Genomic DNA, 23,872 nt, shown 5'->3' with positions numbered 1-23,872 from the left:
TATGAGCCAGATGTTATCCACCGTCAGCGAACAGCTCCTGGCCCCGGGCGGACTGACCCTGGACAGCCTGCAGGCTGTGCTTGGCGAGTTGTCGGGACCCGGCATCGATGCCGCCGACCTGTATTTCCAGGGACAGATTTCGGAAACCTGGGCGCTGGAGGACGGCATCGTCAAGGAAGGCAGCTTCAACCTCGACCAAGGCGTGGGCGTACGTGCCCAGTCCGGTGAGAAGACGGGCTTCGCCTACAGCAACGCCATCAACCTCGAGGCCCTGACATCGGCGGCGCGCGCGGCCCGGTCGATTTCCCGCGCAGGGCAGGAGGGGCGTGTGCAGGCCTTCCGCAGCCAGGATGTGACGGCCCTGTATGCACCGGACAACCCGCTGGACGTGCTCAGCCGCGCCGAGAAAGTCGAACTGCTCAAGCGGGTGGACGCCGCTACGCGCGCCCTGGATCCACGCATTCAACAGGTCACCGTGAGCATGGCCGGGGTCTGGGAGCGCATCCTGGTGGCCGCGGTCGATGGCAGCCTGGCAGCTGATATTCGCCCACTGGTGCGCTTCAACGTCAGTGTGATTGTCGAGCAGAATGGCCGGCGCGAACGCGGCGGCCAGGGCGGAGGCGGGCGTACCGATTACCGCTATTTCACCGAGGAGCGTGTCATGGGTTATGCCCGTGAGGCGCTGCGCCAGGCGCTGGTCAACCTCGACGCCAAGCCGGCACCGGCGGGTACCTTGCCAGTCGTGCTCGGCCCTGGCTGGTCCGGGGTGCTGCTGCATGAAGCGGTAGGTCATGGCCTGGAAGGCGACTTCAACCGCAAGGGCAGTTCGGCCTACAGCGGGCGTATCGGCGAGCAAGTGGCCTCGGCGCTGTGCACCATCGTCGACGATGGCACCCTCGAAGGGCGTCGCGGCTCACTGAGCGTGGACGACGAAGGAACCCCGACGGAGTGCACCACACTGATCGAGAACGGCATCCTCAAGGGCTACATGCAGGACAAGCTCAATGCGCGTCTGATGGGCATGGCGGTCACCGGCAACGGGCGGCGCGAATCCTATGCCCACCTGCCGATGCCACGCATGACCAACACCTACATGCGCGCTGGCGAAAGCGATCCGCAGGAAATCATCGCCTCGGTGAAAAAGGGTATCTACTGCGCCAACCTCGGCGGCGGTCAGGTTGATATCACCAGCGGCAAGTTCGTGTTCTCGACCAGCGAGGCCTACCTCATCGAGGACGGCAAAATCACGGCACCGGTCAAGGGCGCGACCCTGATCGGCAATGGTCCGGAGGCAATGAGTCGGGTATCGATGGTCGGCAACGACCTGGCGTTGGACAGCGGCGTTGGGACGTGCGGCAAGGATGGGCAGTCGGTGCCGGTGGGGGTAGGCCAGCCGACCCTGAAGCTGGATGCCATTACCGTAGGCGGTACGGGCGCGTGATGGGCTTGCAGGACCGCTGTGCGGTCCTGTGGCGACCCAAGGTCGCTCCCATCGGGGCTGCGTGGCAGCCCCAGGACGAGAAACTCAGCGCAGGCCGCGCTGGGTTTCGTCGAGGTCGCGGATGTATTTGAAGACCTTGCGCGCGGCGGCCGGCGGCTTGTTCCGGGCCTTCTCGTGCTGGGCATGACGGATCAGGGAGCGCAGGTGCTGGCGATCGGTGTCGGGATACTCGTTGACGAAACGTTCGAGGTCCTCGTCATTGCCATCGACCAGGCGGTCGCGCCAACGCTCCAGGTTGTGGAAGCGTTCGTTGTACTGGCGGCTCGAACTGTCGATCTGTTCGAGCAGGGCATGGATGGCATCGATGTCTTGATCGCGCATCAGCTTGCCGACGAACGACATGTGGCGTTTGCGAGCGCCGTGGGCGGTGTGCTTGTGGGCTTCGGCCAGTGCCCGGCGCAGTTCGTCTGTCAAGGGCAGGCGAGCCAGGGTGTCGGCCTTGAGCGTGGTGAGGCGCTCACCGAGCTCGACCAGCGCATGCAGCTCGCGCTTGATCTGGGTTTTGCTTTTTTCGCCGTCGAAGGCGTCGTCGTAAGAATCAACCATGGTGGCAGTCCGCTAGAAATCGCCGCCATGATAACCAGTCGGGGGCCGCTTGTCCGGCCCGGTCGTAGAATGACCCTAGCCGTACGCAGAATTTCGAGTGGAGAGAACCATGAGTGCAGTCCAGAGCGTAGGCCCCAAGGACCTGCCGGCGTTGCAGGAACAGGTCGAGGCGATTATCGCCGAAGCACGACGCCAGGGCGCCAGCGCCTGCGAAGTGGCAGTGTCGTTGGAGCAGGGCTTGTCCACCACAGTGCGCCAGCGCGAGGTCGAGACCGTCGAGTTCAACCGCGATCAAGGTTTTGGCATCACCCTCTACGTTGGCCAGCGCAAAGGCTCGGCCAGTACCTCAGCCAGCGGCTGCGAAGCGATTCGCGAGACCGTGGCGGCCGCCTTGGCCATTGCCCAGCATACCTCCGAGGATGAGTGTGCAGGCCTGGCCGACGCAGCGCTGATGGCTCGCGAGATCCCGGATCTGGATCTTTATCATGACTGGGCCCTGGAGCCGGAAAAGGCCGTCGAAATGGCATTGGCCTGTGAGGCTGCAGCTTTCGATGCCGATCCACGCATCCTCAACGCCGATGGCACTACCCTGAACACCCACCAAGGCTGCCGGGTCTATGGCAACAGTCATGGTTTCATCGGCAGTTATGCCTCCACGCGTCACAGCCTGAGTTGCGTGATGATCGCCGAGGGCGAAGGGCAGATGCAGCGCGACTACTGGTATGACGTCAATCGCCAGGGTCAATTGCTGGCCGACCCGCGTAGCATCGGCCAGCGCGCCGCACTGCGTGCAGCCAGCCGCCTGGGTGCACGCCCGGTGCCGACCTGCGAGGTGCCGGTGCTGTTCTCCGCAGAACTGGCGGGCGGCTTGTTCGGCAGCTTCCTTTCGGCTATCTCCGGCGGCAACTTGTACCGCAAATCATCGTTCCTCGATGGTGCTATCGGCCAGCGTCTCTTCCCCACCTGGCTGACCCTCGATGAGCGTCCTCACCTGCCGCGAGCCTTGGGGAGCGCGGCCTTCGACGGCGATGGCCTGGCGACCTATGCGAAGCCGTTCGTGGAAAAGGGCGAGCTGGTCTCCTACCTGCTCGGCACCTACTCCGGACGCAAGCTGGGTCTGCCGAGCACTGCCAATGCCGGCGGTGTGCATAACCTGTTCGTCACCCACGGTGTGGAAGACCAGGCCGCATTGATCCGTCGTATGGGGCGCGGCTTACTGGTGACCGAGCTGATGGGGCATGGCCTGAACATGGTGACGGGCGATTACTCCCGTGGCGCGGCGGGCTTCTGGGTGGAGAATGGCGAAATCCAGTTCCCTGTCCAGGAAGTGACGATTGCCGGCAACATGAAGGATATGTTCCAGCAGATCGTCGCGATCGGTAGCGATATCGAAACCCGGAGCAACATTCACAGTGGCTCGGTGTTGATCGAGAGGATGACGGTGGCGGGGAGCTGATACCTGTCACTTGGCAGGAATAGTTGAAACTCAGGGCCGCGCAGCGGCCCTTTGCTTCTGTTCTGCGGCGCGAAAGTTGATTGATTCAGAAATCGGGCTCTGAGTCAGCTCGCTACACACCAGGCCAGTCAGGTCGTCTCGATCTGCGGCCATCGCGGCGATTCACTCGCCTTCGTCGAAATAGTTGTTGATCAGCTCGGCCAAGGCATCCATGGCCTCGTTGTCCTGTTCGCCCTCGGTCATCAGGTGCACCTGGGTGCCCTTGCCTGCGGCGAGCATCATCACGGCCATGATGCTCTTGCCGTCCACCATTTTGTCGGGCGCACGCCCCACCCTGACCTGGCAGGGAAAGCGCCCGGCCACGCCAACGAACTTGGCTGCCGCCCGGGCGTGCAGGCCCAGCTTGTTGATGATGGTAATTTCGCGGGCGGGCATCGGGGTGCGGATCCTGTGGGCTAGAGGTCGCGATGGCGGACCTGGACGTTTTTCAGGGATTGTTGCAAAAGCTGGCCCAGGCGCTCGGTCAGGTAGACCGAACGGTGGTGGCCGCCAGTGCAGCCAATCGCGATGGTGACATAGGCGCGATTGCTGGCGGCGAAACGTGGCAGCCACTTGAGCAGATAGCTGGAGATGTCCTGGAACATCTCTTCGACATCCGGTTGGGCGGCCAGGTAGTCGATTACCGGCTGGTCCAGCCCGGAGTGCTCGCGCAGCTCGGGCTTCCAATACGGGTTGGGTAGGCAGCGCACATCGAACACCAGGTCGGCGTCCACGGGCATGCCGCGCTTGAAGCCGAAGGACTCCACTAGAAACGCCGTGCCGGGCTCGGGTTGATTGAGCAGGCGAAGCTTGATCGCGTCGCGCAACTGGTAAAGATTGAGGTTGGTGGTGTCGATCTTGAGGTCGGCCAGGTCGGCGATCGGGCCCAGCAGCTCGCTTTCGACGCGGATCGCCTCGGCGAGGGAGCGATTGGCGTTGGTCAGCGGGTGGCGACGACGGGTTTCGGAGAAGCGCTTGAGCAGGGTCTCCTCGTCGGCATCCAGGTACAGCACGTCGCATTGGATGTGCCGGCTCCGGGCGTCCTCGAGCAACTCGGGGAAGCGCGTCAGATGGCTGGGCAGGTTGCGGGCGTCGATGGAGACGGCCACCTTTGGTTGCAGCAGTTCGGTATTGATCAGCGCGTTTTCTGCCAACTGCGGCAACAGCCCGGCGGGCAGGTTGTCGATACAGTAGTAACCGTTGTCTTCCAGTACATCGAGGGCGGTGCTTTTGCCGGAGCCGGACCGGCCGCTGACGATGATCAGGCGCATGTTTCAGTGCTCGTTCTGTGCGTCCAGGACTACCTGGTACAGGGCCTCGCTGCTGTCGGCGGCACGCAGGCGATCGCGGACCTCCTTGCGATCGAGCATGCTGGCGATCTGGCGCAGCAGTTCAAGGTGGGCGTCGGTGGCGGCCTCTGGCACAAGCAGGACGAACAGCAGGTCCACCGGCGCGCCATCGATGGCGTCATAGTCGATGGGGGCATCTAGGTGCAGCAGTGCGCTGACCGGTGCGGTGCAACCTTCGAGGCGGCAATGGGGAATGGCGATGCCGTTGCCGAAACCGGTGGAGCCGAGCTTTTCACGGCCAACCAATTTTTCGAATACGTCTTCCATCTCCAGTTCGGGCACTTCCCTGGCGATCAGGGTGGCGATTTCCTGGAGCACGCGCTTTTTACTGCCGCCCGGCACGTTCACGAGGGAACGGCCGGGGGTCAGGATGGTTTCAAGTCGGATCATGGATGAGAGGGATCAGCGGGCGGCTGCACCTTGCAGCAGGCTTTGCTGTTTTTCCTTATGTTTTTTCAGTTGGCGGTCGAGCTTGTCAGCCAGAGCGTCGATCGCTGCATACATGTCTTGGTGTTCGGCATTGGCGACCACTTCGCCGCCGGGAATCTGGAGTGTGGCCTCGACCTTCTGCTGCAGTTTTTCGACCTTCATGATCACCGTCACGTTGGTGATCTTGTCGAAATGCCCCTCCACGCGGGCGAGCTTTTCAAGGACATACTCGCGCAGTGGTTGGGTGACTTCTACATGCTGTCCACTGATGTTGACTTGCATACAGCTTCTCCTTTGTTGCCCGTGCATAAAGGGCAGGTATTGCACCTGCCACTGAAACGCTATGGCTCTGCCAGGGGCTACATCAGTCGCTTGCGCTCGCTCGACGGTGCGATGCCGAGGGACTCGCGGTACTTGGCGACGGTGCGACGGGCTACCTGGATGCCTTGTGCCTCCAGTAAACCAGCGATCTTGCTGTCACTCAATGGCTTTTTCTGATTTTCCGCCGCAACCAGTTTCTTGATGATCGCGCGGATCGCCGTAGACGAGCATTCACCGCCTTCGGAGGTGCTCACGTGGCTCGAGAAAAAGTATTTCAGTTCGTAGATGCCACGTGGGGTGTGCATGTATTTCTGCGTGGTGACCCGGGAAATGGTCGACTCGTGCATGCCCACCGCTTCGGCGATGTCGTGTAGCACCAGTGGTTTCATCGCCTCGTCACCATGGTCCAGGAAGCCTCGCTGGTGCTCGACGATCTGGGTGGCGACTTTCATCAGCGTCTCGTTGCGGCTTTGCAGGCTCTTGATGAACCAACGTGCCTCTTGCAACTGGTTGCGCATGAAGGTGTTGTCGGCACTGGTGTCGGCGCGGCGCACGAAACCGGCGTACTGTGGGTTGACCCGCAGGCGTGGTATCGCTTCCTGGTTCAGCTCGACCAGCCAGCGGTCGCTGTCCTTACGCACGATGACATCCGGCACCACGTATTCAGGCTCGCTGGATTCGATCTGCGAGCCGGGGCGTGGGTTGAGGCTTTGCACCAGTTCGATGACCTGGCGAAGTTCGTCTTCCTTGATCTTCATGCGGCGCATCAGCTGGCTGTAGTCGCGGCTGCCGAGCAGGTCGATGAAGTCGGTGACCAGGCGCTGGGCCTCGGCCATCCATGGGGTGTTCGCGGGTAACTGGCGCAGTTGCAGCAAGAGGCATTCGCCAAGGCTGCGTGCACCGATGCCGGCGGGTTCGAACTGCTGGATGCGGTGCAGTACCGCTTCGACTTCGTCGAGCTCGATATCCAGTTCGGGATCGAAGCCTGCGCAGATTTCCTCGAGGCTGTCCTCCAGGTAACCCTGTTCGTTGATGCTGTCGATCAAGGTCACGGCGATCAGCCGGTCGGTGTCGGACATCGGCGCCAGGTTGAGTTGCCATAGAAGATGGCTCTGCAAGCTCTCGCCGACGGAGGTACGGGTGGTGAAGTCCCACTCGTCATCATCGCTGGCAGGCAGGTTGCTGGCGCTGGTCTGGTAGATGTCTTCCCAGGCCGTGTCCACGGGCAGCTCGTTGGGGATGCGCTCGTTCCATTCGCCTTCCTCCAGGTTCTCGGCACTGCTGGCGCTCTCCTGGAAGCTGCTCTCCTGGGTTTCGGCAACGGGCTTGCTTTCGGCGTTGTCGGCCATCGGGTCGCTGTTGTCGAAGTCGTCGCCGTCTTCCTGACGTTCGAGCATCGGATTGGACTCCAGCGCTTCCTGGATTTCCTGTTGCAGGTCCAGGGTGGAGAGCTGGAGCAGACGGATGGCCTGTTGCAACTGCGGGGTCATCGTCAGTTGCTGGCCCATTTTTAGGACGAGCGATGGTTTCATGGCTGGGGCTTAATACCTTGTTCGCCGGCGCGCATGCGCCATCCACTACACGTAGGGCGCCGAGGCGCCAATTTTAAGCAAGTTATATGCCTGAAACTGTAGCGTTTGCCTAGAGCACTGTATCACTTCCTTCAGTGCCCCAGGCAGACTCCGGGCTTTAGAGTCGGAACTCGTGGCCCAGGTAAACCTCCTTGACCAGATCGTTGGCCAGGATGGTCTCGGCATCGCCCTCGGCGATCAGCTGACCATCATTGACGATGTAGGCGGTTTCACAGATATCAAGGGTTTCGCGGACGTTGTGGTCGGTGATCAGTACACCGATGCCCTTGGCCTTGAGGTGGTGAATGATCTGCTTGATGTCACCCACGGAGATCGGGTCGACACCGGCGAAGGGTTCGTCCAGCAGGATGAACTTCGGTGCAGTGGCCAGGGCGCGGGCGATCTCGACACGGCGACGTTCGCCACCGGAGAGGCTCATGCCGAGGTTGTCGCGGATGTGGCTGATGTGGAATTCCTGCAGCAGGCTTTCCAGCTCCTTTCTGCGGCCGTCACGATCGAGTTCCTTGCGGGTCTCGAGGATCGCCATGATGTTGTCGGCTACCGACAGCTTGCGGAAGATCGAAGCTTCCTGGGGCAGGTAACCGATGCCGGCGCGGGCGCGGCCGTGCATGGGCTGGTGGCTGACGTCGAGGTTGTCGATCAGCACGCGTCCCTGGTCGGCACGGACCAGGCCTACGATCATATAGAAGCAGGTGGTCTTGCCGGCGCCGTTGGGGCCGAGCAGGCCGACGATCTGACCGCTGTCGATCGACAGGCTGACGTCGCGGACAACCTGGCGGCTCTTGTAGCTCTTGGCCAAGTGCTGGGCTTTGAGGGTTGCCATTTACTCGGCCTTCTTCTTCGGCTGGATCACCATGTCGATACGCTGACGTGGCGAAGTCACATTGCCACCACGACCGGCGGTGGCCACCTGGGTCTTGGTGTTGTAGACGATTTTCTCGCCTTCGGTGGTGTTGCCTTCGTTTTCGACCTTGGCGCGATCGGTGAGGATCACCATGTCTTTCTGCGCCTGGTACTGGATGGTCACGCCCCAGCCCTTCATCTTGTCGGGCTTGGCTGCGCTCTGCTGCTGCTCGAAATAGGCCAGGTTGCCCACCGAGGTGACCACGTCGATGTCGCCGGAGGCGGCACGGGTAATGGTGACGGTGTTGCCTTTGATCATCATCGAGCCCTGGGTGATGATCACGTCGCCGGTATAGGTGGCGACGCCTTGCTTGTCGTCCAGGTGAGCGTTGTCAGCCTGGATGCGGATAGGCTGGTCACGATCGTTCGGCAGGGCCAAGGCGCTCGCGCTTCCCAGTGCCGCGCTCAGGCTGAGCAAAAAGGGGAGGGTGTTAACGAGCCTCATACTGTCCTCTTACGTTGGACAGCAGGTCCATCCTGCCGTCTTTCAAATACGCTTTCATTCCTTTGCCCGTAGTCGTCCCACCGGCGCCGTCGATTCTAACGGCTTGCTCGGTCTGCGCATATTGCTTCTGCGGGAAGACGGTCATGCGGGTGGTGGTGATGATCGTTTCGCGCTGTTTTTCATCGGTGCGGGCGACCCGGACCTTGTCGATCAGCTCGACCTCGCTGCCGTCCGGGTTGACCTCGGCGCGCACGCTCTGCACGTGCCAGGGGTACTGGGTGCCCCGGTACATCTGCAGGTCCGGCGTGGTCACCAAGGTGATCTCGCTGGCCTTGAGGTGCTCGACCTTGTCGGCGGTCATTTCGTATTGCACCTTGCCATCAGGCAGGTACTGCACGCTGTGGGCGTTGATCGCATAGTAGTCGATGGCGTTTTCATCGACCTGGGCCACCGGCTTTTCGAGGAAGCTCTCGGGGCTGATGTTCCAATAGCCGACGGCCACCAGCAGTGCGGCGATCGCACCGAGTAGCACGATATTTCTGGCTTTCTTGCTGAACATGTCTGGCCTTAGAGGTAGTTGGCGTTGGCAGCGTCCAGGGTGCCCTGGGCCTGCATGATCAGTTCACAGAACTCGCGTGCGGCACCATCGCCTCCGCGGGCCTGGGTCACGCCATGGGCGTGCTGTCGAACGAACGGGGCGGCGCTGGCCACCGCCATGCCAAGGCCCACCCGGCGGATTACCGGCAGGTCTGGCAGGTCGTCGCCCAGGTAGGCGACCTGTTCATAGCTTAGGCCCAGTTCGGCGAGCAGGCCGTCGAGCACCACCAGTTTGTCCTCGCGGCCCTGGAACAGGTGCGGGATGCCGAGGTTCTTCGCGCGGCGTTCGACCACCGGGGTCTTGCGCCCGCTGATGATCGCCGTGGTCACGCCAGACGCCATGAGCATCTTGATGCCGTGGCCGTCCAGGGTGTTGAAGGTCTTGAACTCGCTGCCGTCCTCGAGGAAATACAGGCGGCCGTCGGTCAGTACGCCGTCGACATCGAACACGGCCAGCTTGATGGCCTTGCCGCGTTGCAGAAGATCCGGGTTCATTGCATTGCACTCCATCACATCACCCCTGCGCGCAGCAGGTCGTGCATGTTCAAGGCCCCGGTGGGGCGGTCGTTCTGGTCGACCACCACCAGCGCGTTGATCTTGTTGTCTTCCATGATGCGCAAGGCCTCTGCGGCGAGCATCTCGGCGCGGGCGGTCTTGCCATGAACGGTCATCACCTGGTCGATGATGGTCTTGTGCACATCGATGTTACGCTCCAGCGCACGACGCAGGTCGCCGTCGGTGAACACACCGGCCAGGCGGCCGTCGGCCTCCAGGACCACGGTCATGCCTACCAGGCTCTTGCGCGACATCTCTACCAAGGCGTCCTTGAGCAGGGTGCCGCGCTGCACGATTGGCAGGGCTTCGCCGGTGTGCATGACGTTTTCCACCTTCAGCAGCAGGCGACGACCCAGCGCGCCACCCGGATGGGAGAAGGCGAAATCCTCGGCCGTGAAGCCGCGTGCTTCGAGCAGGGCGATGGCCAGGGCATCACCCAGTACCAGCGCAGCGGTGGTGGAGGAGGTGGGTGCAAGGTTGAGTGGGCAGGCCTCCTGGGCGACGCTGGCGTCGAGGTTGACCTCGGCGGCCTGGGCCAGGGGGGAGTCCGGGTTGCCGGTGAGGCTGATCATCTGGATGCCCAGACGCTTGATCAGCGGCAGCAGGGTGACGATTTCGGCGGTGCTGCCGGAGTTGGACAGGGCCAGGATGACATCGTCACGGGTGATCATGCCCATGTCGCCGTGGCTGGCCTCGGCCGGGTGCACGAAAAAGGCTGGGGTGCCGGTGCTGGCAAGGGTGGCGGCAATCTTGTTGCCGATATGGCCCGACTTGCCCATGCCGAGCACGACGACTCGGCCTTTGCTGTTCAGAATCAGCTCACAAGCCTTGACGAAATTGCCGTCGATACGGGGCAAAAGGCCCTCTACAGCTTCGAGTTCCAGGCGCAGGGTGCGCTGGGCGGATTGGATCAGCTCGCTGGATTGGCTCATGTCGGAAAGCATGTCTGGTAAAAAAGGTGCCGATTATAACGGCAATGTGCAAAAGCCTCATCTTTCGTTTGTCTGGGTTGCTGTCGCAGGGCTGAACAGCCCCTGCAATGGCCTTGGGGGCGGCGTTGCTGCGGTGCTATAGTTCGCCGCTATTCAGCCCGGCAGGGATGCGTGTGCCTTCATGAAGAGGGTAGGCGTCCATTGCAGACGAGGCTGCATCGCAAGGAGTCTAGATGAGTGTGGATAGCGCCTACGCGGTCGAGTTGAAGGGGGTTACCTTCAAGCGCGGTTCGCGCAGCATTTTCAGCAATGTCGACATACGCATCCCTCGGGGCAAGGTCACCGGCATCATGGGACCTTCCGGGTGCGGCAAGACAACCCTGTTGCGCCTGATGGGCGCGCAGTTGCGCCCCTCCAGCGGCGAGGTATGGGTCGCCGGGCAGAACCTGCCGAGCCTGTCGCGCAGCGACCTGTTCGATGCGCGCAAGCAGATGGGCGTTCTGTTCCAGAGCGGTGCCTTGTTCACCGATCTCGACGTGTTCGAGAACGTCGCCTTCCCGTTGCGGGTGCATACCCAACTGTCGGACGAGATGATCCGTGACATCGTCCTGATGAAACTGCAGGCCGTGGGCCTGCGGGGTGCCATCGACCTGATGCCGGACGAGCTGTCCGGTGGCATGAAGCGCCGGGTGGCGCTGGCCCGGGCGATCGCGCTGGATCCACAGATCCTCATGTACGACGAGCCTTTCGTCGGCCAGGACCCCATCGCCATGGGGGTGCTCGTGCGCCTGATCCGGCTGCTCAACGACGCCCTGGGGATTACCAGCATCGTCGTTTCCCATGACCTGGCCGAGACCGCGAGCATCGCCGACTATATCTACGTGGTCGGCGATGGCCAGGTGCTGGGGCAGGGCACGCCCGACGAACTGATGGGGTCGGACAATCCGCGTATCCGTCAGTTCATGAAGGGTGATCCAGATGGCCCGGTGCCATTTCATTTTCCCGCGCCTGACTATCGCGCCGATCTGCTGGGGGCGCGGTGATGCGCAGAAAATCCATACTCGAACGCATTCGTCTGTTCGGCCGCTCGGCCATCGACGTTCTGGCTGTGCTCGGCCGCTCCTGTCTGTTCCTCGGGCACGCCATGGGTGGACGCGGCGGCATCGGTGGCGGCTTCCAGTTACTGGTCAAACAGCTCTATTCGGTGGGCGTGCTGTCGCTGGCGATCATCGTGGTTTCTGGCGTGTTCATCGGCATGGTGCTGTCGCTGCAGGGCTACAGCATTCTCACCAAGTACGGTTCGGAGCAGGCCGTGGGCCAGATGATCGCCCTGACCTTGCTGCGTGAGCTGGGGCCGGTCGTGACGGCCTTGCTGTTCGCCGGGCGCGCGGGCTCGGCCTTGACCGCCGAGATCGGCAACATGAAGTCGACCGAGCAGCTGTCCAGCCTGGAGATGATCGGCGTCGACCCTCTCAAGTACATCGTCGCCCCACGTCTATGGGCGGGCTTCATCTCGCTGCCGATGCTGGCGCTGATCTTCAGCGTGGTCGGCATCTGGGGTGGATCCTGGGTGGCCGTGGACTGGCTGGGCGTCTACGAGGGCTCCTTCTGGGCCAACATGCAAAACAGTGTTTCCTTCACCGACGACGTGCTCAACGGGTTGATCAAAAGCGTTGTGTTCGCCTTCGTCGTGACCTGGATCGCCGTGTTCCAGGGGTATGACTGCGAACCCACCTCGGAAGGGATCAGCCGTGCCACTACCAAGACCGTGGTCTACGCCTCGTTGGCAGTCCTGGGTCTGGACTTTATTCTGACCGCCTTGATGTTTGGAGATTTCTGATGCAAAACCGCACCCTGGAAATCGGTGTCGGCCTGTTCCTGCTGGCCGGGATTCTGGCGTTGCTGCTGCTGGCCCTGCGCGTCAGCGGCTTGTCCGCGAGCCCCAGCAGCGACACCTATAAAGTTTATGCGTACTTCGACAATATCGCTGGTTTGACGGTCAGAGCTAAGGTGACCATGGCCGGTGTGACCATCGGCAAGGTCACGGCCATCGATCTGGATCGCGACTCCTATACCGGTCGGGTGACCCTGCAGCTGGACAAGAGCGTCGACAACCTGCCGACCGACTCCACTGCCTCGATCCTGACCGCCGGATTGCTCGGCGAGAAGTACATCGGCATCAGCGTGGGTGGTGAAGAAGACATGCTCAAGGATGGCTCTACCATCCATGACACCCAGTCGGCGCTGGTGCTGGAAGATCTGATTGGCAAGTTCCTGCTCAATTCCGTGGGCAAGGAACCCAAAGAAGCCCAACCCGCTAATTAAGGAGTTTCCATGATTTCGATCCTGCGACGCGGCCTGCTGGTCCTTTTGGCGGCCTTCCCACTGTTTGCCCTGGCGGTGCCTGGGCAAGCCCCGCGTGACGTGGTGCAAGGCACCACCGATGCCCTGTTGAGCGACCTCAAGGCCAATAAGGAGCAGTACAAGACCAATCCACAGGCTTTCTATGATGCGCTCAACCGTATTCTCGGCCCCGTGGTCGATGCCGATGGCATCTCCAAGAGCATCATGACCGTGAAGTACTCGCGCAAGGCAACGCCTGAGCAGATGCAGCGCTTCCAGGAAAACTTCAAGCGCAGCCTGATGCAGTTCTATGGCAATGCACTGCTGGAGTACAACAACCAGGGCATCACCGTGGATCCGGCCAAAGCTGAAAATGGCGATCGCGCCAGTGTCGGCATGAAGGTCACCGGCAACAACGGTGCGGTCTATCCGGTCCAGTACACCATGCAGAAGCTCGGCGACGAGTGGAAAGTGCGTAACGTGATCGTCAACGGCATCAACATCGGCAAGCTGTTCCGCGATCAGTTCGCCGACGCCATGCAGCGTAACGGCAACAACCTGGACAAGACCATCGATGGTTGGGCTGGCGAAGTGGCCAAGGCCAAAGAAGCGGCCGACAATTCGCCAGACAAGGAAGTGAAATGAGCGAAGCTGGCGTGAGCATGGCCGAGCCGGGCGTCCTGCGCCTGGCCGGTGTGCTGGATTACCGCAGCGGTCCGGCTCTGCGCAAGGAAGGCAAGGCTCTGATCGCGGCTTGTCGTGAGTCGAAGCTGGTGCTCGATTGCTCGTCCGTGGCCAAGTCCAGCAGCGTCGGTCTCTCCCTGCTGCTGGGCTTCATCCGTGATGCCCAGGCCGCAGGCAAGGGCTGGGAGTTGCGGGGCATGCCCGATGACATGCGCGATATCGCCGGGGTCTATGACCTCGATGAAGTGCTGGCGGGCTGATGGTTCGCCACCCTGGGATAGCCCCTCGGTCAGCGCGCCCCTCCATGGGCTTCGCAGGCGAGGGGCTTTTTTGTATGATGGCCGACCCGCGCGCACTGGGCGCCGATTGAGGTTGAGCATGCAGGCCGTAGAAGTTAAAAGCTTCCTTGAAGAGAAATTGCCGGGAACCCGGGTCGAAGTTGAAGGCGAAGGCTGCAACTTCCAGTTGAACGTGATCAGCGACGAGCTGGCCGGCCAGAGCCCGGTCAAGCGCCAGCAGGCGATCTATGCTCACCTGAATCCGTGGATCGCCGATGGCAGCATCCATGCGGTAACCATGAAATTTTTCAGCAGCGCAGCCTGGGCTGAGCGCACCTGAGCCAACGTTGGCGGCGAGATTGCAATGGACAAACTGATTATCACTGGCGGCGCGCGTCTCGATGGCGAGATCCGCATTTCCGGGGCGAAGAACGCCGCCCTGCCGATTCTCTCGGCGACCCTGCTGGCTGACGGCCCGGTCACCGTGGGCAACCTGCCACACCTGCACGACATCACCACCATGATCGAGCTGTTCGGTCGCATGGGCATCGAGCCTGTGATCGACGAGAAGCTCTCGGTGGAGATCGACCCGCGCACCATCAAGACCCTGGTCGCGCCGTACGAGCTGGTCAAGACCATGCGTGCTTCGATCCTCGTGCTCGGCCCGATGGTCGCCCGTTTCGGCGAAGCCGAAGTCGCGCTGCCTGGTGGTTGCGCCATCGGTTCGCGTCCTGTCGACCTGCACATCCGCGGCCTCGAGGCCATGGGGGCGAAGATCGAAGTCGAAGGCGGCTACATCAAGGCCAAGGCCCCAGAAGGCGGCCTGCGTGGTGCGCATTTCTTCTTCGATACCGTCAGCGTGACCGGTACCGAGAACATCATGATGGCCGCTGCCCTGGCCAAGGGTCGTAGCGTGCTGCAGAACGCCGCTCGCGAGCCTGAAGTGGTCGACCTGGCCAACTTCCTGATCGCCATGGGTGCCAAGATCCAGGGCGCCGGCACCGACACCATCACCATCGATGGCGTCGAGCGCCTGCATTCGGCCACCTACCGCGTGATGCCCGACCGTATCGAGACCGGTACCTACCTGGTCGCCGCTGCCGTCACCGGCGGTCGCGTGAAGGTCAAGGACACCGATCCGACCATCCTTGAAGCGGTACTGGAAAAACTCAAGGAAGCTGGTGCCGAAGTCACCGCCGGCGAAGACTGGATCGAGCTGGACATGCACGGCAAGCGGCCCAAGGCCGTCAACCTGCGTACCGCCCCGTACCCGGCCTTCCCGACCGACATGCAGGCGCAGTTCATCTCGCTCAACGCCATCGCCGAAGGCACTGGCGCAGTGATCGAGACCATCTTCGAAAACCGCTTCATGCACGTCTATGAAATGCACCGCATGGGTGCGCAGATCCAGGTTGAAGGCAACACCGCCATCGTGACCGGGGTCAAGGCGCTCAAGGGTGCGCCGGTCATGGCTACCGACCTGCGGGCTTCGGCCAGCCTGGTGCTGTCGGCCCTGGTCGCCGATGGCGATACCCTGATCGACCGCATCTACCACATCGACCGTGGTTACGAGTGCATCGAGGAAAAACTGCAGATGCTCGGGGCGAAGATCCGCCGCGTACCGGGCTAGTCTGTTCGGCGCAAGGATGCGCCCACCGAATTCCATGCGGCCGGGCGTTTGCCCGGTCGGCTGTAGCCGCTTAAGGACCGACGTTTCCCATGTTGACCATCGCGCTATCCAAGGGCCGAATCCTCGACGATACCCTGCCATTGCTGGCCGAGGCCGGTATCGTGCCGACCGAGAATCCGGACAAGAGCCGCAAGCTGATCATCCCCACGACCCAGGACGATGTGCGCCTGCTGATCGTGCGCGCCACTGACGTGCCGACCTATGTCGAGCATGGTGCCGCTGACCTCGGTGTGGCCGGTAAGGACGTGTTGATGGAGTACGGCGGCCAGGGGCTGTACGAGCCGCTGGACCTGCAGATCGCCCGCTGCAAGCTGATGACCGCTGGCGCGGTCGGTGCGCCGGAGCCCAAGGGGCGTCTGCGTGTGGCCACCAAGTTCGTCAACGTAGCCAAACGCTATTACGCCGAGCAGGGCCGTCAGGTCGACATCATCAAGCTGTACGGCTCCATGGAGCTGGCCCCCCTGATCGGTCTGGCCGACAAGATCATCGACGTGGTCGACACCGGCAACACCCTGCGTGCCAATGGTCTGGAGCCGCAGGAACTGATCGCGACCATCAGTTCGCGTCTGGTGGTCAACAAAGCCTCCATGAAAATGCAGCACGCCCGCATCCAGAGCCTGATCGACACCCTGCGTCAGGCCGTCGAATCGCGACACCGCGGCTGACCTCTGCGCGCGACTTTCTGTCGCGCCCGTCTATCCGCGTCATAGCCATTTTTCTCGGGTGCCCGCGCGGATGGACTGGTAGCCTAGGGCGCCTGAGCATTCGCTAATAAAACGAGGCCCTCGTCATGACCGTGTCCACTGCAATTGCCCGTCTCAACGCCGCTGATCCGGATTTCGCCCGACATCTGGATCATCTGCTGAGCTGGGAAAGCGTGTCCGATGACGCGGTCAATCAGCGCGTGCTCGACATCATCAAGGCTATCCGCGAGCGAGGCGATGCTGCGTTGGTTGAGTTCACCCAGCGTTTCGATGGCGTCGAGGCCAAGAGCATCGATGACCTGATCCTGGGACGCGAACGCCTGGAACTGGCCCTGACCCGTATCACCGCCACCCAGCGCGAAGCGTTGGAGACGGCCGCCAGCCGCGTGCGCAGCTACCACGAGCGGCAGAAGCAGGATTCCTGGCAATACACCGAGGCGGATGGCACCGTGCTGGGCCAGAAGGTCACGCCGCTGGACCGTGCCGGCCTTTATGTGCCGGGCGGCAAGGCCTCGTACCCTTCGTCCGTGCTGATGAACGCCATCCCGGCCAAAGTCGCCGGTGTGTCCGAAGTGGTGATGGTGGTGCCGACCCCGCGCGGTGAGGTCAACGAACTGGTGCTGGCCGCTGCGTGCATCGCCGGCGTCGATCGCGTCTTCACCATCGGTGGCGCCCAAGCCGTTGCCGCCTTGGCCTACGGGACCGAGAGCGTGCCCCAGGTGGACAAGATCGTCGGCCCGGGCAACATCTACGTCGCCACTGCCAAGCGCCATGTGTTCGGCCAGGTCGGTATCGACATGATCGCCGGCCCCTCGGAAATCCTCGTCGTCTGCGACGGCCAGACCGACCCGGACTGGATTGCCATGGACCTGTTCTCCCAGGCCGAGCACGACGAGGATGCCCAGGCGATCCTCGTCAGCCCTGATGCCGCCTTCCTCGATCGCGTCGCCGCCAGTATCGCCAAGCTGCTGCCGACCATGGAGCGTGCCGAAATCATCGAGAAATCCATCAATGGCCGTGGTGCGCTGATCCAAGTGCGCGACATGCAGCAGGCGATGGACGTCGCCAACCGCATTGCTCCCGAGCACCTGGAGTTGTCGGTCGCCGATCCGCAGGCGTGGCTGCCGCAGATCCGTCATGCGGGCGCGATCTTCATGGGCCGTCACACCAGCGAAGCCTTGGGCGACTATTGCGCTGGCCCCAACCACGTGCTGCCGACCTCCGGCACCGCGCGTTTCTCTTCGCCGCTGGGGGTGTATGACTTCCAGAAGCGTTCCTCGATCATCTTCTGCTCCGAGCAGGCGGCCTCGGAGCTTGGGCACACCGCATCGGTTCTGGCCCGTGGCGAATCGCTGACCGCTCACGCCCGCAGTGCTGAATACCGCATCCTCACCCAGACCAAGGGGAACTGAACATGAGCCGTTTCTGGAGCCCCTTCGTCAAGGACCTGGTGCCTTACGTACCGGGTGAGCAACCCAAGCTGACCCGCCTGGTCAAGCTGAACACCAACGAGAACCCCTACGGCCCGTCGCCCAAGGCGCTCGCGGCCATGCAGGGCGAGTTGAACGACAACCTGCGCCTGTACCCGGACCCGAATGGGGACCGGCTCAAGCAGGCGGTGGCCGACTATTACGGCGTCACAGCCCAGCAAGTGTTCGTCGGCAACGGCTCGGATGAAGTGCTGGCGCACATCTTCCACGGCCTGTTCCAGCACGATGCGCCGCTGTTGTTCCCGGACATCAGCTACAGCTTCTACCCGGTTTACTGCGGCTTGTACGGCATCGCGTTCGAGCAGGTGCCACTGGATGAGCAGTTCCAGATCCGCATCGAGGACTATAAAAAGCCCAACGCCGGGATCATCTTCCCCAACCCCAATGCTCCGACCGGTTGCCTGTTGCCGCTGCAAGCGATCGAGCAGTTGCTGCAGGCCAACCGAGACTCGGTGGTGGTGGTGGATGAGGCCTATATCGACTTTGGCGGTGAGACGGCCATCAGTCTGGTGGACCGCTACGACAACCTGCTCGTGACCCAGACGCTGTCCAAATCGCGCTCCCTGGCCGGCCTGCGGGTGGGCTTGGCGGTGGGGCATCCAGCGTTGATCGAGGCGTTGGAGCGGATCAAGAACAGCTTCAACTCCTACCCGCTCGATCGCATGGCGATCGTTGGTGCGGCCGCGGCATTCGATGACCGTGCCTATTTTGACGACACCTGCCGCAAGGTGATCGAAAGTCGTGAGGCGTTGGTCGAGCAGTTGATGGCCCGTGGGTTTGATGTATTGCCTTCGGCGGCCAACTTCATCTTTGCCCGACACCCTGAGCGTGATGCTGCCGAGGTGGCAGCGCGCCTGCGCGAGCAGGGGGTGATCGTGCGACACTTCAAGCAAGAGCGGATTGCGCAGTTCTTGCGGATTACCATCGGCACGCCGGAGCAGAACCAGGCGTTGCTTGATGCGCTGTGAGTGAGTAGGTGGATGGGGGTTAGTGGTTCGACGGGCATGGACTTGTCCGTTTGATGTGCTGACGCTGATTCACCTTTCCGCTCTTTTGTTGGTTGTTGGTTGTTGGTTTTGAGGTTTGTGGGCTTATCCGTTTGATTTAGCGACGGTTAGTCACCTTTCCGCCCTTACGGCGGGTCACTTTTGGTCTTGGCCAAAAGTAACCATGCCTACTTTTGCCCAAGAGCAAAAGTAGGTCGCCGTAAAGGCGAAAAGCGCCGGTGGCGCCCCCACCAACACCGGATATTCACATGATCTGAAGGCCCAAGCCCAACCCTTGCCTTACCCCCAACTTCCCGGCTATCGTTACCCCAAATTCATCCGATGACCGGATCTACCCATGACCCTACTCATCAAACGCTCCCTAGTAGAGCAAGCCGTCGACCAACTGCGCACCCGCATCACCAGCGGCACCTGGTCCATCGGCCAACGCCTGCCCACAGAACCTGAACTCGCCCAAGAGCTGGGCATCAGCCGTAACACCGTCCGCGAAGCCATGCGCGTACTCGCCTTCAGCGGCCTGGTCGAGATCCGCCAAGGCGATGGCAGCTACCTGCGCACCGCCCAGGACCCATTACAGGCCGTCCAGGCCATGACGCGCTGCTCGCCGGATCAGGCCCGCGAAACCCGCCGTATCCTCGAAACCGAAGCCATCGGCCTGGCCGCCCAGCGCCGCACCGACGCGGATCTGCGCGACCTGCGCCAAGCCCTGCAGAACAGCGCCGCGCACTTCCATGGCGATGTAAAAACCTACGTCGAATGCGACCTGGTCTTTCACCAGCAATTGGTCGACGCCGCCCACAACCCGGCGTTGAGCGAGCTCTATCGCTATTTTTCCGGCGTGGTGGCGAACGCGCTGGAACTCAATATGACCAGTGCCCCGCGCTGCCAAACGGTCTTCGACCTGCATGGGCAGATCGTGGATGCCATCGAACAACGTGATCCGGAGCGTGCCAAGCACCTGAGCCGGACCCTCATCGAATCCTGATAACGAGACGCCCATGGCCGACCCCACGACCCACGAAGCCACTCCCCAGCAGCGGGAATTCGAAGAGCTGCTGATCGACGCCGAAGCCGACGACGAACAGGTCCAGCAGCAACCGGTGATGCTGCAGCGGCCCTGGCTGTTGCTGCTGGGTCTGGTCCTGGTGGCATTGAACTTACGTCCAGCGCTGTCAAGCATGGCGCCGGTACTGGGCCAGGTATCCGAGGGGCTGGGGCTGAACGCTTCCCAAGCGGGCTTGCTGACGACCTTGCCGGTGCTGTGCCTTGGCCTGTTCGCTCCGTTGGCACCGGTCTTGGCTCGACGCTTTGGCAGTGAACGGGTGGTGCTGGGCATCTTGCTGACCTTGGCGCTGGGTATTCTGCTGCGCAGTGTCCTGGGTGTGGCAGGCGTGTTTCTGGGCAGTGTCATGGCTGGCGCGAGCATCGGCATCATCGGTGTACTGCTTCCAGGCATCGTCAAGCGAGACTTCCCACAGCATGCCGGTACCTTGACCGGTGTCTATACCATGGCCTTGTGCCTGGGGGCGGCCCTGGCCGCCGGTGCCACGGTACCCCTGGCGCGCCACTTCGATGACAGCTGGGCCCTGGGCCTGGGCTTTTGGCTGGTGCCTGCGCTGATCGCGATGCTGGTGTGGTTGCCCCAAGCGCGCCAGGGGCACGGCCTGCACAAGGTGGCCTACAAGGTTCGCGGCCTGTGGCGCGATCCGCTGGCCTGGCAGGTCACGCTGTACATGGGCTTGCAGTCTTCACTGGCGTACATCGTGTTCGGCTGGCTCCCTTCGATTCTCATCGGGCGTGGGCTGAGTCCTACTGAGGCAGGGCTGGTGTTGTCCGGGTCGGTGATCGTGCAACTGGTCAGCTCTCTTAGCGCGCCTTGGCTGGCCACGCGCGGCAAGGACCAGCGCCTGGCTATCGTCATCGTCATGCTGGTCACCCTGGCAGGGTTGTTCGGTTGCCTGTATGCACCGATTTCGGGGTTGTGGGGCTGGGCCGTCGTGCTCGGGCTGGGGCAGGGCGGTACGTTCGCCCTGGCCCTGACGTTGATCGTGCTGCGCTCGAAGGACTCCCATGTGGCCGCGAATCTTTCGAGCATGGCGCAAGGCGTTGGCTATACGTTGGCGTCCGCTGGGCCGTTTGCGGTGGGCCTGGTGCACGACCTGACCGGAGGTTGGGCGGCGGTGGGCTGGATCTTCGCGGCGCTGGGCTTCGGTGCGATTCTGTTCGGCCTGGGGGCCGGGAGGGCGTTGCATGTGCAGGTGGTCAGCGAGAAGGTGTGACAAGTCCCATTCATGGCGCGAATGAGCATGGCGCTCATGTGCGTGGCACATTATCGTTGAGGTTTGCCCCTTGGGAGGGTCCGCCCCATGAGCGACGCCAATCGTGAGCTGATCACGCTTTTCTACCAAGCCTTCCAGCGCCTGGACCCCGAGGCCATGGTGGCCTGCTACAGCAATGACATCACTTTCAGCGACCCGGTCTTCGGAACCTTGCGAGGCCGGGACGTGGGAGATATGTGGCGGATGCTGTGCACCCGTGCCAAGGATTTTTCTCTGACCTTCGATAACGTCCATGCCACCCAGAGCGGCGGTAGCGCGCACTGGGTGGCGCGCTACCTGTTCAGCCAGACGGGGCGTTCGGTGGTCAACGACATCCATGCCCGCTTCGTGATCCGTGATGGCCTGATTTACCAGCATGACGACAGTTTCGACCTGTGGCGCTGGTCGCGTCAGGCCCTGGGCCTGCCCGGGTTGTTGCTCGGCTGGTCGCCGCTGCTGCAGAACAAGGTGCGCCAGCAAGCGTTCAAGGGGTTGCGGGCATATCAGCAAAGTGCGGTATAGCCACGGCCTCCTTGCGTGGTAGCTGAAGTGGGCCTTTGGGTTTCAAATGAATGACGTAAAAGAGTGTGAAAACCTTCCAGGCGGGGGCGTGAAACCCTGGTATGTCTACTTGGTGCGGGCTGCCAATGGTTCGCTGTACTGCGGTATCAGTGACGACCCGCAGAGGCGGTTCCTGAAACACCAGAAGGGGCAGGGCGCGCGTTATTTCAAGACCAGCCCGGCCCAGGCATTGGTATATGTGGAGCAGTGGCCGGATAAAAGCGAGGCGCTGCGTCAGGAGCGCTTGGTGAAAAAGCTGCGCAAGTCGGCCAAGGAGGCACTGGTGGCAGCTTATGCAGGTACCGTGCAGTAGTTGGGGGGCTGCGTTGCAGCCCCGGACGATGCTCAGTCCTTGCGACGCTTGAGCTGATCGACCAGCTGGGTCGGCAGGCCCTTGATGATCAGGGTGCCGGCCTCCTCGTCGTATTCCACTTTCGACCCCAGCAGGTGTGCCTCGAAGCTGATCGACAGGCCTTCGGCACGGCCGGTGAAGCGGCGGAACTGGTTGAGGGTGCGCTTGTCCGCAGGAATCTCCGGCGACAGGCCGTAATCCTTGTTGCGGATATGGTCGTAGAAGGCCTTGGGGCGGTCCTCATCGATCAGGCTGGACAGCTCTTCCAGGGTCACAGGCTCACCCAGCTTGGTCTGGGTGGTGGCATAGTCGACCAGCGTCTGGGTCTTTTCGCGGGCGGCCTCCTCGGGCAGGTCCTCGCTTTCGACGAAGTCACTGAAGGCCTTGAGCAGGGTGCGGGTCTCACCTGGGCCATCGACGCCTTCCTGGCAGCCGATGAAGTCGCGGAAGTAGTCCGACACCTTCTTGCCATTCTTGCCTTTGATAAACGAGATGTACTGCTTGGAGTTTTGGTTGTTCTTCCACTCCGACAGGTTGACCCGCGCCGCCAGGTGCAACTGGCCAAGGTCCAGGTGACGCGACGGCGTGACGTCGAGTTCGGCATTCACGGCCACGCCTTCGCTGTGGTGCAGCAGGGCGATGGCCAGGTACTCGGTCATGCCTTGTTGGTAATGGGCGAAAAGGATATGGCCGCCGGTGGAGAGATTGGATTCTTCCATCAGTTTTTGCAGGTGCTCTACCGCGACGCGGCTAAAGGCGGTGAAGTCCTTTTCTTCATCCAGGTATTGCTTGAGCCAGCCGCTGAATGGGTAGGCGCCGGACTCGCCATGGAAAAAGCCCCAGGCTTTGCCTTGCTTGGCGTTGTAGCTGTCGTTGAGGTCGGCCAGCAAGTTTTCGATGGCGTCGGAGGCGCCGAGCTCGGAGTCTCGGGCATGCAGGACTGCCGGGCTGCCATCGGGTTTCTTGTCGATCAGGTGAACGATGCAATGACGGATTGGCATGGAAATCTCGAACGGGGTTGGGCGGTGCTAGGCCGCGCTGCAAAGTCGTTCAGTTTAACCCAGGCAGGGGGCGATGCAGTGGTCAGATGGTGGCGTAAATGCCTGTTGTTCGTTTTTTGTTCAATTTTTTGCGTTTTACGATAAAACCCCCGAAAAACCTGCATAAAATCGAAGTCCGCAGCGGATATTTATCTATTCCTGTGGTAGCTTTGCGCGGTCTTGTGCCCCTTGGGTGGCGCATTGCTGGCAGATCGCTTGGGTCGTGTCGAACCAAACGCCGATTTTCGTATCTACATACGCGATTGGCGCGGCCCGCCGGATTTTTCAGGGGCTGGCCCGATTATCGACCTGGCACGCTGCATAACTCTGAATTTGATAGGGAAGGAACACCACCATGGCATTGACCAAAGACCAACTGATTGCCGATATCGCCGAAGCCATCGACGCACCGAAAACCACCGCGCGTAACGCCCTGGAGCAACTGGGCCAGATCGTCGCTGACCAACTGGAAAACGGCGCTGAAATCACCCTGCCAGGCATCGGCAAGCTGAAAGTCTCCGAGCGTCCTGCCCGTACCGGCCGCAACCCTTCGACTGGCGCTGCCATCGAAATCGCTGCCAAGAAAGTCGTCAAGTTCGTACCTGCCAAGGTCCTGAACGACGCCGTCAACAAGTAATTGTTGATGCGTTGAAGAAACCGCGTCCGGCGTGTCCGGACGCGGTTTTTTCATGCCTGCGATTTGGGGCTGCGCTTGCCGTCCTTTCGCGGGCAAACCCGCC

At 61.9% G+C, this 23,872-nt stretch carries 29 protein-coding genes; 17 read left to right on the top strand and 12 right to left on the bottom strand.

Annotation, left to right across the window (positions count from 1 at the left end; genetic code table 11):
* Window position 1: 1 nt before the first annotated feature.
* Window positions 2–1,441, top strand: a complete 1,440-nt coding sequence (gene tldD, locus IEC33019_RS19015; protein WP_070093012.1) for a metalloprotease TldD — start codon at window positions 2–4, stop codon at window positions 1,439–1,441.
* 84 nt (window positions 1,442–1,525) lie between these two features.
* Here tldD and yjgA read toward each other — a convergent pair whose 3' ends face one another.
* Complete coding sequence (gene yjgA, locus IEC33019_RS19010) at window positions 1,526–2,047, bottom strand: ribosome biogenesis factor YjgA (protein ID WP_043213253.1); 522 nt, start codon at window positions 2,045–2,047, stop codon at window positions 1,526–1,528.
* 109 nt (window positions 2,048–2,156) lie between these two features.
* Between yjgA and pmbA the strand changes: the two genes are divergently transcribed.
* Window positions 2,157–3,503: a metalloprotease PmbA gene (gene pmbA, locus IEC33019_RS19005; protein WP_070093011.1), complete on the top strand. Its 1,347-nt coding sequence runs from the start codon at window positions 2,157–2,159 to the stop codon at window positions 3,501–3,503.
* 162 nt (window positions 3,504–3,665) lie between these two features.
* On the opposite strand, the gene IEC33019_RS19000 is transcribed toward pmbA, so the two are convergent.
* The 10 genes from IEC33019_RS19000 to IEC33019_RS18955 form a co-directional block, all read right to left on the bottom strand.
* Complete coding sequence (locus IEC33019_RS19000) at window positions 3,666–3,938, bottom strand: HPr family phosphocarrier protein (RefSeq protein WP_070093010.1); 273 nt, start codon at window positions 3,936–3,938, stop codon at window positions 3,666–3,668.
* A 20-nt stretch (window positions 3,939–3,958) separates the two neighbouring features.
* Window positions 3,959–4,813, bottom strand: a complete 855-nt coding sequence (gene rapZ, locus IEC33019_RS18995) for an RNase adapter RapZ (protein WP_070093009.1) — start codon at window positions 4,811–4,813, stop codon at window positions 3,959–3,961.
* Window positions 4,814–4,816: 3 nt separating this feature from the next.
* Window positions 4,817–5,281: a PTS IIA-like nitrogen regulatory protein PtsN gene (gene ptsN, locus IEC33019_RS18990; protein WP_070093008.1), complete on the bottom strand. Its 465-nt coding sequence runs from the start codon at window positions 5,279–5,281 to the stop codon at window positions 4,817–4,819.
* Window positions 5,282–5,293: 12 nt separating this feature from the next.
* A complete protein-coding gene (gene hpf, locus IEC33019_RS18985; RefSeq protein WP_043213265.1) occupies window positions 5,294–5,602 on the bottom strand; it encodes a ribosome hibernation-promoting factor, HPF/YfiA family in 309 nt (102 codons plus the stop codon).
* 77 nt (window positions 5,603–5,679) lie between these two features.
* Window positions 5,680–7,173 carry an RNA polymerase factor sigma-54 gene (locus tag IEC33019_RS18980; protein WP_070093007.1) on the bottom strand — a complete coding sequence of 498 codons (1,494 nt, stop codon included), beginning with the start codon at window positions 7,171–7,173 and terminating at the stop codon, window positions 5,680–5,682.
* Window positions 7,174–7,330: 157 nt separating this feature from the next.
* A complete protein-coding gene (gene lptB, locus IEC33019_RS18975; RefSeq protein ID WP_043213270.1) occupies window positions 7,331–8,056 on the bottom strand; it encodes an LPS export ABC transporter ATP-binding protein in 726 nt (241 codons plus the stop codon).
* Complete coding sequence (gene lptA, locus IEC33019_RS18970; protein ID WP_043213272.1) at window positions 8,057–8,581, bottom strand: lipopolysaccharide transport periplasmic protein LptA; 525 nt, start codon at window positions 8,579–8,581, stop codon at window positions 8,057–8,059. It lies immediately after the preceding gene.
* Window positions 8,568–9,140: an LPS export ABC transporter periplasmic protein LptC gene (gene lptC / locus IEC33019_RS18965; RefSeq protein WP_070093006.1), complete on the bottom strand. Its 573-nt coding sequence runs from the start codon at window positions 9,138–9,140 to the stop codon at window positions 8,568–8,570. Before lptC ends, lptA begins: the two co-directional genes overlap by 14 nt.
* Window positions 9,141–9,148: 8 nt before the next feature.
* Window positions 9,149–9,673, bottom strand: coding sequence for a KdsC family phosphatase (locus IEC33019_RS18960; RefSeq protein WP_070093005.1), 525 nt, complete (start codon window positions 9,671–9,673; stop codon window positions 9,149–9,151).
* 14 nt (window positions 9,674–9,687) lie between these two features.
* Window positions 9,688–10,665: a KpsF/GutQ family sugar-phosphate isomerase gene (locus IEC33019_RS18955; protein WP_070093004.1), complete on the bottom strand. Its 978-nt coding sequence runs from the start codon at window positions 10,663–10,665 to the stop codon at window positions 9,688–9,690.
* A gap of 233 nt (window positions 10,666–10,898) precedes the next feature.
* On the opposite strand from IEC33019_RS18955, the gene IEC33019_RS18950 reads away from it, so the two are divergent.
* From IEC33019_RS18950 to IEC33019_RS18885, 14 genes are all read left to right on the top strand, one after another.
* Window positions 10,899–11,708: an ATP-binding cassette domain-containing protein gene (locus IEC33019_RS18950; protein WP_043213285.1), complete on the top strand. Its 810-nt coding sequence runs from the start codon at window positions 10,899–10,901 to the stop codon at window positions 11,706–11,708.
* Window positions 11,708–12,505, top strand: a complete 798-nt coding sequence (mlaE, locus tag IEC33019_RS18945; RefSeq protein WP_043213287.1) for a lipid asymmetry maintenance ABC transporter permease subunit MlaE — start codon at window positions 11,708–11,710, stop codon at window positions 12,503–12,505. The genes IEC33019_RS18950 and mlaE overlap by 1 nt, the downstream gene beginning before the upstream one ends.
* Window positions 12,505–12,990, top strand: a complete 486-nt coding sequence (mlaD, locus tag IEC33019_RS18940) for an outer membrane lipid asymmetry maintenance protein MlaD (RefSeq protein WP_070093003.1) — start codon at window positions 12,505–12,507, stop codon at window positions 12,988–12,990. Before mlaE ends, mlaD begins: the two co-directional genes overlap by 1 nt.
* A 9-nt stretch (window positions 12,991–12,999) precedes the next feature.
* The gene (locus IEC33019_RS18935; RefSeq protein WP_070093002.1) at window positions 13,000–13,653 is read left to right on the top strand and encodes an MlaC/ttg2D family ABC transporter substrate-binding protein; all 654 of its coding nucleotides are present in this window, start codon (window positions 13,000–13,002) and stop codon (window positions 13,651–13,653) included.
* Window positions 13,650–13,952, top strand: coding sequence for an STAS domain-containing protein (locus IEC33019_RS18930; RefSeq protein WP_070093001.1), 303 nt, complete (start codon window positions 13,650–13,652; stop codon window positions 13,950–13,952). Before IEC33019_RS18935 ends, IEC33019_RS18930 begins: the two co-directional genes overlap by 4 nt.
* A gap of 118 nt (window positions 13,953–14,070) precedes the next feature.
* Window positions 14,071–14,310 (top strand): BolA family protein, encoded by a 240-nt coding sequence (locus IEC33019_RS18925; RefSeq protein ID WP_029613593.1) that lies wholly within the window; start codon window positions 14,071–14,073, stop codon window positions 14,308–14,310.
* A 24-nt stretch (window positions 14,311–14,334) separates the two neighbouring features.
* Window positions 14,335–15,600 (top strand): UDP-N-acetylglucosamine 1-carboxyvinyltransferase, encoded by a 1,266-nt coding sequence (gene murA / locus IEC33019_RS18920; protein WP_070093000.1) that lies wholly within the window; start codon window positions 14,335–14,337, stop codon window positions 15,598–15,600.
* Window positions 15,601–15,689: 89 nt separating this feature from the next.
* Entirely contained in the window at window positions 15,690–16,325 is a 636-nt protein-coding gene (gene hisG, locus IEC33019_RS18915; protein ID WP_043213301.1) for an ATP phosphoribosyltransferase, read from the top strand.
* Between the two features lie 125 nt (window positions 16,326–16,450).
* Complete coding sequence (gene hisD / locus IEC33019_RS18910) at window positions 16,451–17,776, top strand: histidinol dehydrogenase (protein WP_070092999.1); 1,326 nt, start codon at window positions 16,451–16,453, stop codon at window positions 17,774–17,776.
* 2 nt (window positions 17,777–17,778) lie between these two features.
* The gene (gene hisC, locus IEC33019_RS18905; RefSeq protein ID WP_070092998.1) at window positions 17,779–18,822 is read left to right on the top strand and encodes a histidinol-phosphate transaminase; all 1,044 of its coding nucleotides are present in this window, start codon (window positions 17,779–17,781) and stop codon (window positions 18,820–18,822) included.
* 376 nt (window positions 18,823–19,198) lie between these two features.
* Window positions 19,199–19,846 (top strand): FadR/GntR family transcriptional regulator, encoded by a 648-nt coding sequence (locus IEC33019_RS18900; protein WP_070092997.1) that lies wholly within the window; start codon window positions 19,199–19,201, stop codon window positions 19,844–19,846.
* Window positions 19,847–19,859: 13 nt separating this feature from the next.
* Window positions 19,860–21,140, top strand: coding sequence for a CynX/NimT family MFS transporter (locus IEC33019_RS18895; RefSeq protein WP_070092996.1), 1,281 nt, complete (start codon window positions 19,860–19,862; stop codon window positions 21,138–21,140).
* A gap of 87 nt (window positions 21,141–21,227) precedes the next feature.
* Window positions 21,228–21,701: a nuclear transport factor 2 family protein gene (locus IEC33019_RS18890; protein ID WP_070092995.1), complete on the top strand. Its 474-nt coding sequence runs from the start codon at window positions 21,228–21,230 to the stop codon at window positions 21,699–21,701.
* A 46-nt stretch (window positions 21,702–21,747) separates the two neighbouring features.
* Window positions 21,748–22,053 carry a GIY-YIG nuclease family protein gene (locus IEC33019_RS18885; RefSeq protein ID WP_070092994.1) on the top strand — a complete coding sequence of 102 codons (306 nt, stop codon included), beginning with the start codon at window positions 21,748–21,750 and terminating at the stop codon, window positions 22,051–22,053.
* Between the two features lie 32 nt (window positions 22,054–22,085).
* Here IEC33019_RS18885 and yejK read toward each other — a convergent pair whose 3' ends face one another.
* Window positions 22,086–23,093 (bottom strand): nucleoid-associated protein YejK, encoded by a 1,008-nt coding sequence (yejK, locus tag IEC33019_RS18880; protein ID WP_070092993.1) that lies wholly within the window; start codon window positions 23,091–23,093, stop codon window positions 22,086–22,088.
* Between the two features lie 394 nt (window positions 23,094–23,487).
* On the opposite strand from yejK, the gene IEC33019_RS18875 reads away from it, so the two are divergent.
* Complete coding sequence (locus tag IEC33019_RS18875) at window positions 23,488–23,769, top strand: HU family DNA-binding protein (protein ID WP_043210728.1); 282 nt, start codon at window positions 23,488–23,490, stop codon at window positions 23,767–23,769.
* The last annotated feature ends 103 nt before the right edge of the window (window positions 23,770–23,872 follow it).

The sequence above is a fragment of the Pseudomonas putida genome, from assembly GCF_002741075.1.
Classification (GTDB): domain Bacteria; phylum Pseudomonadota; class Gammaproteobacteria; order Pseudomonadales; family Pseudomonadaceae; genus Aquipseudomonas; species Aquipseudomonas putida_T.
Note: the sequence above shows the minus strand (reverse complement) of the source record. Positions and strands in the feature narration are given on the sequence as shown.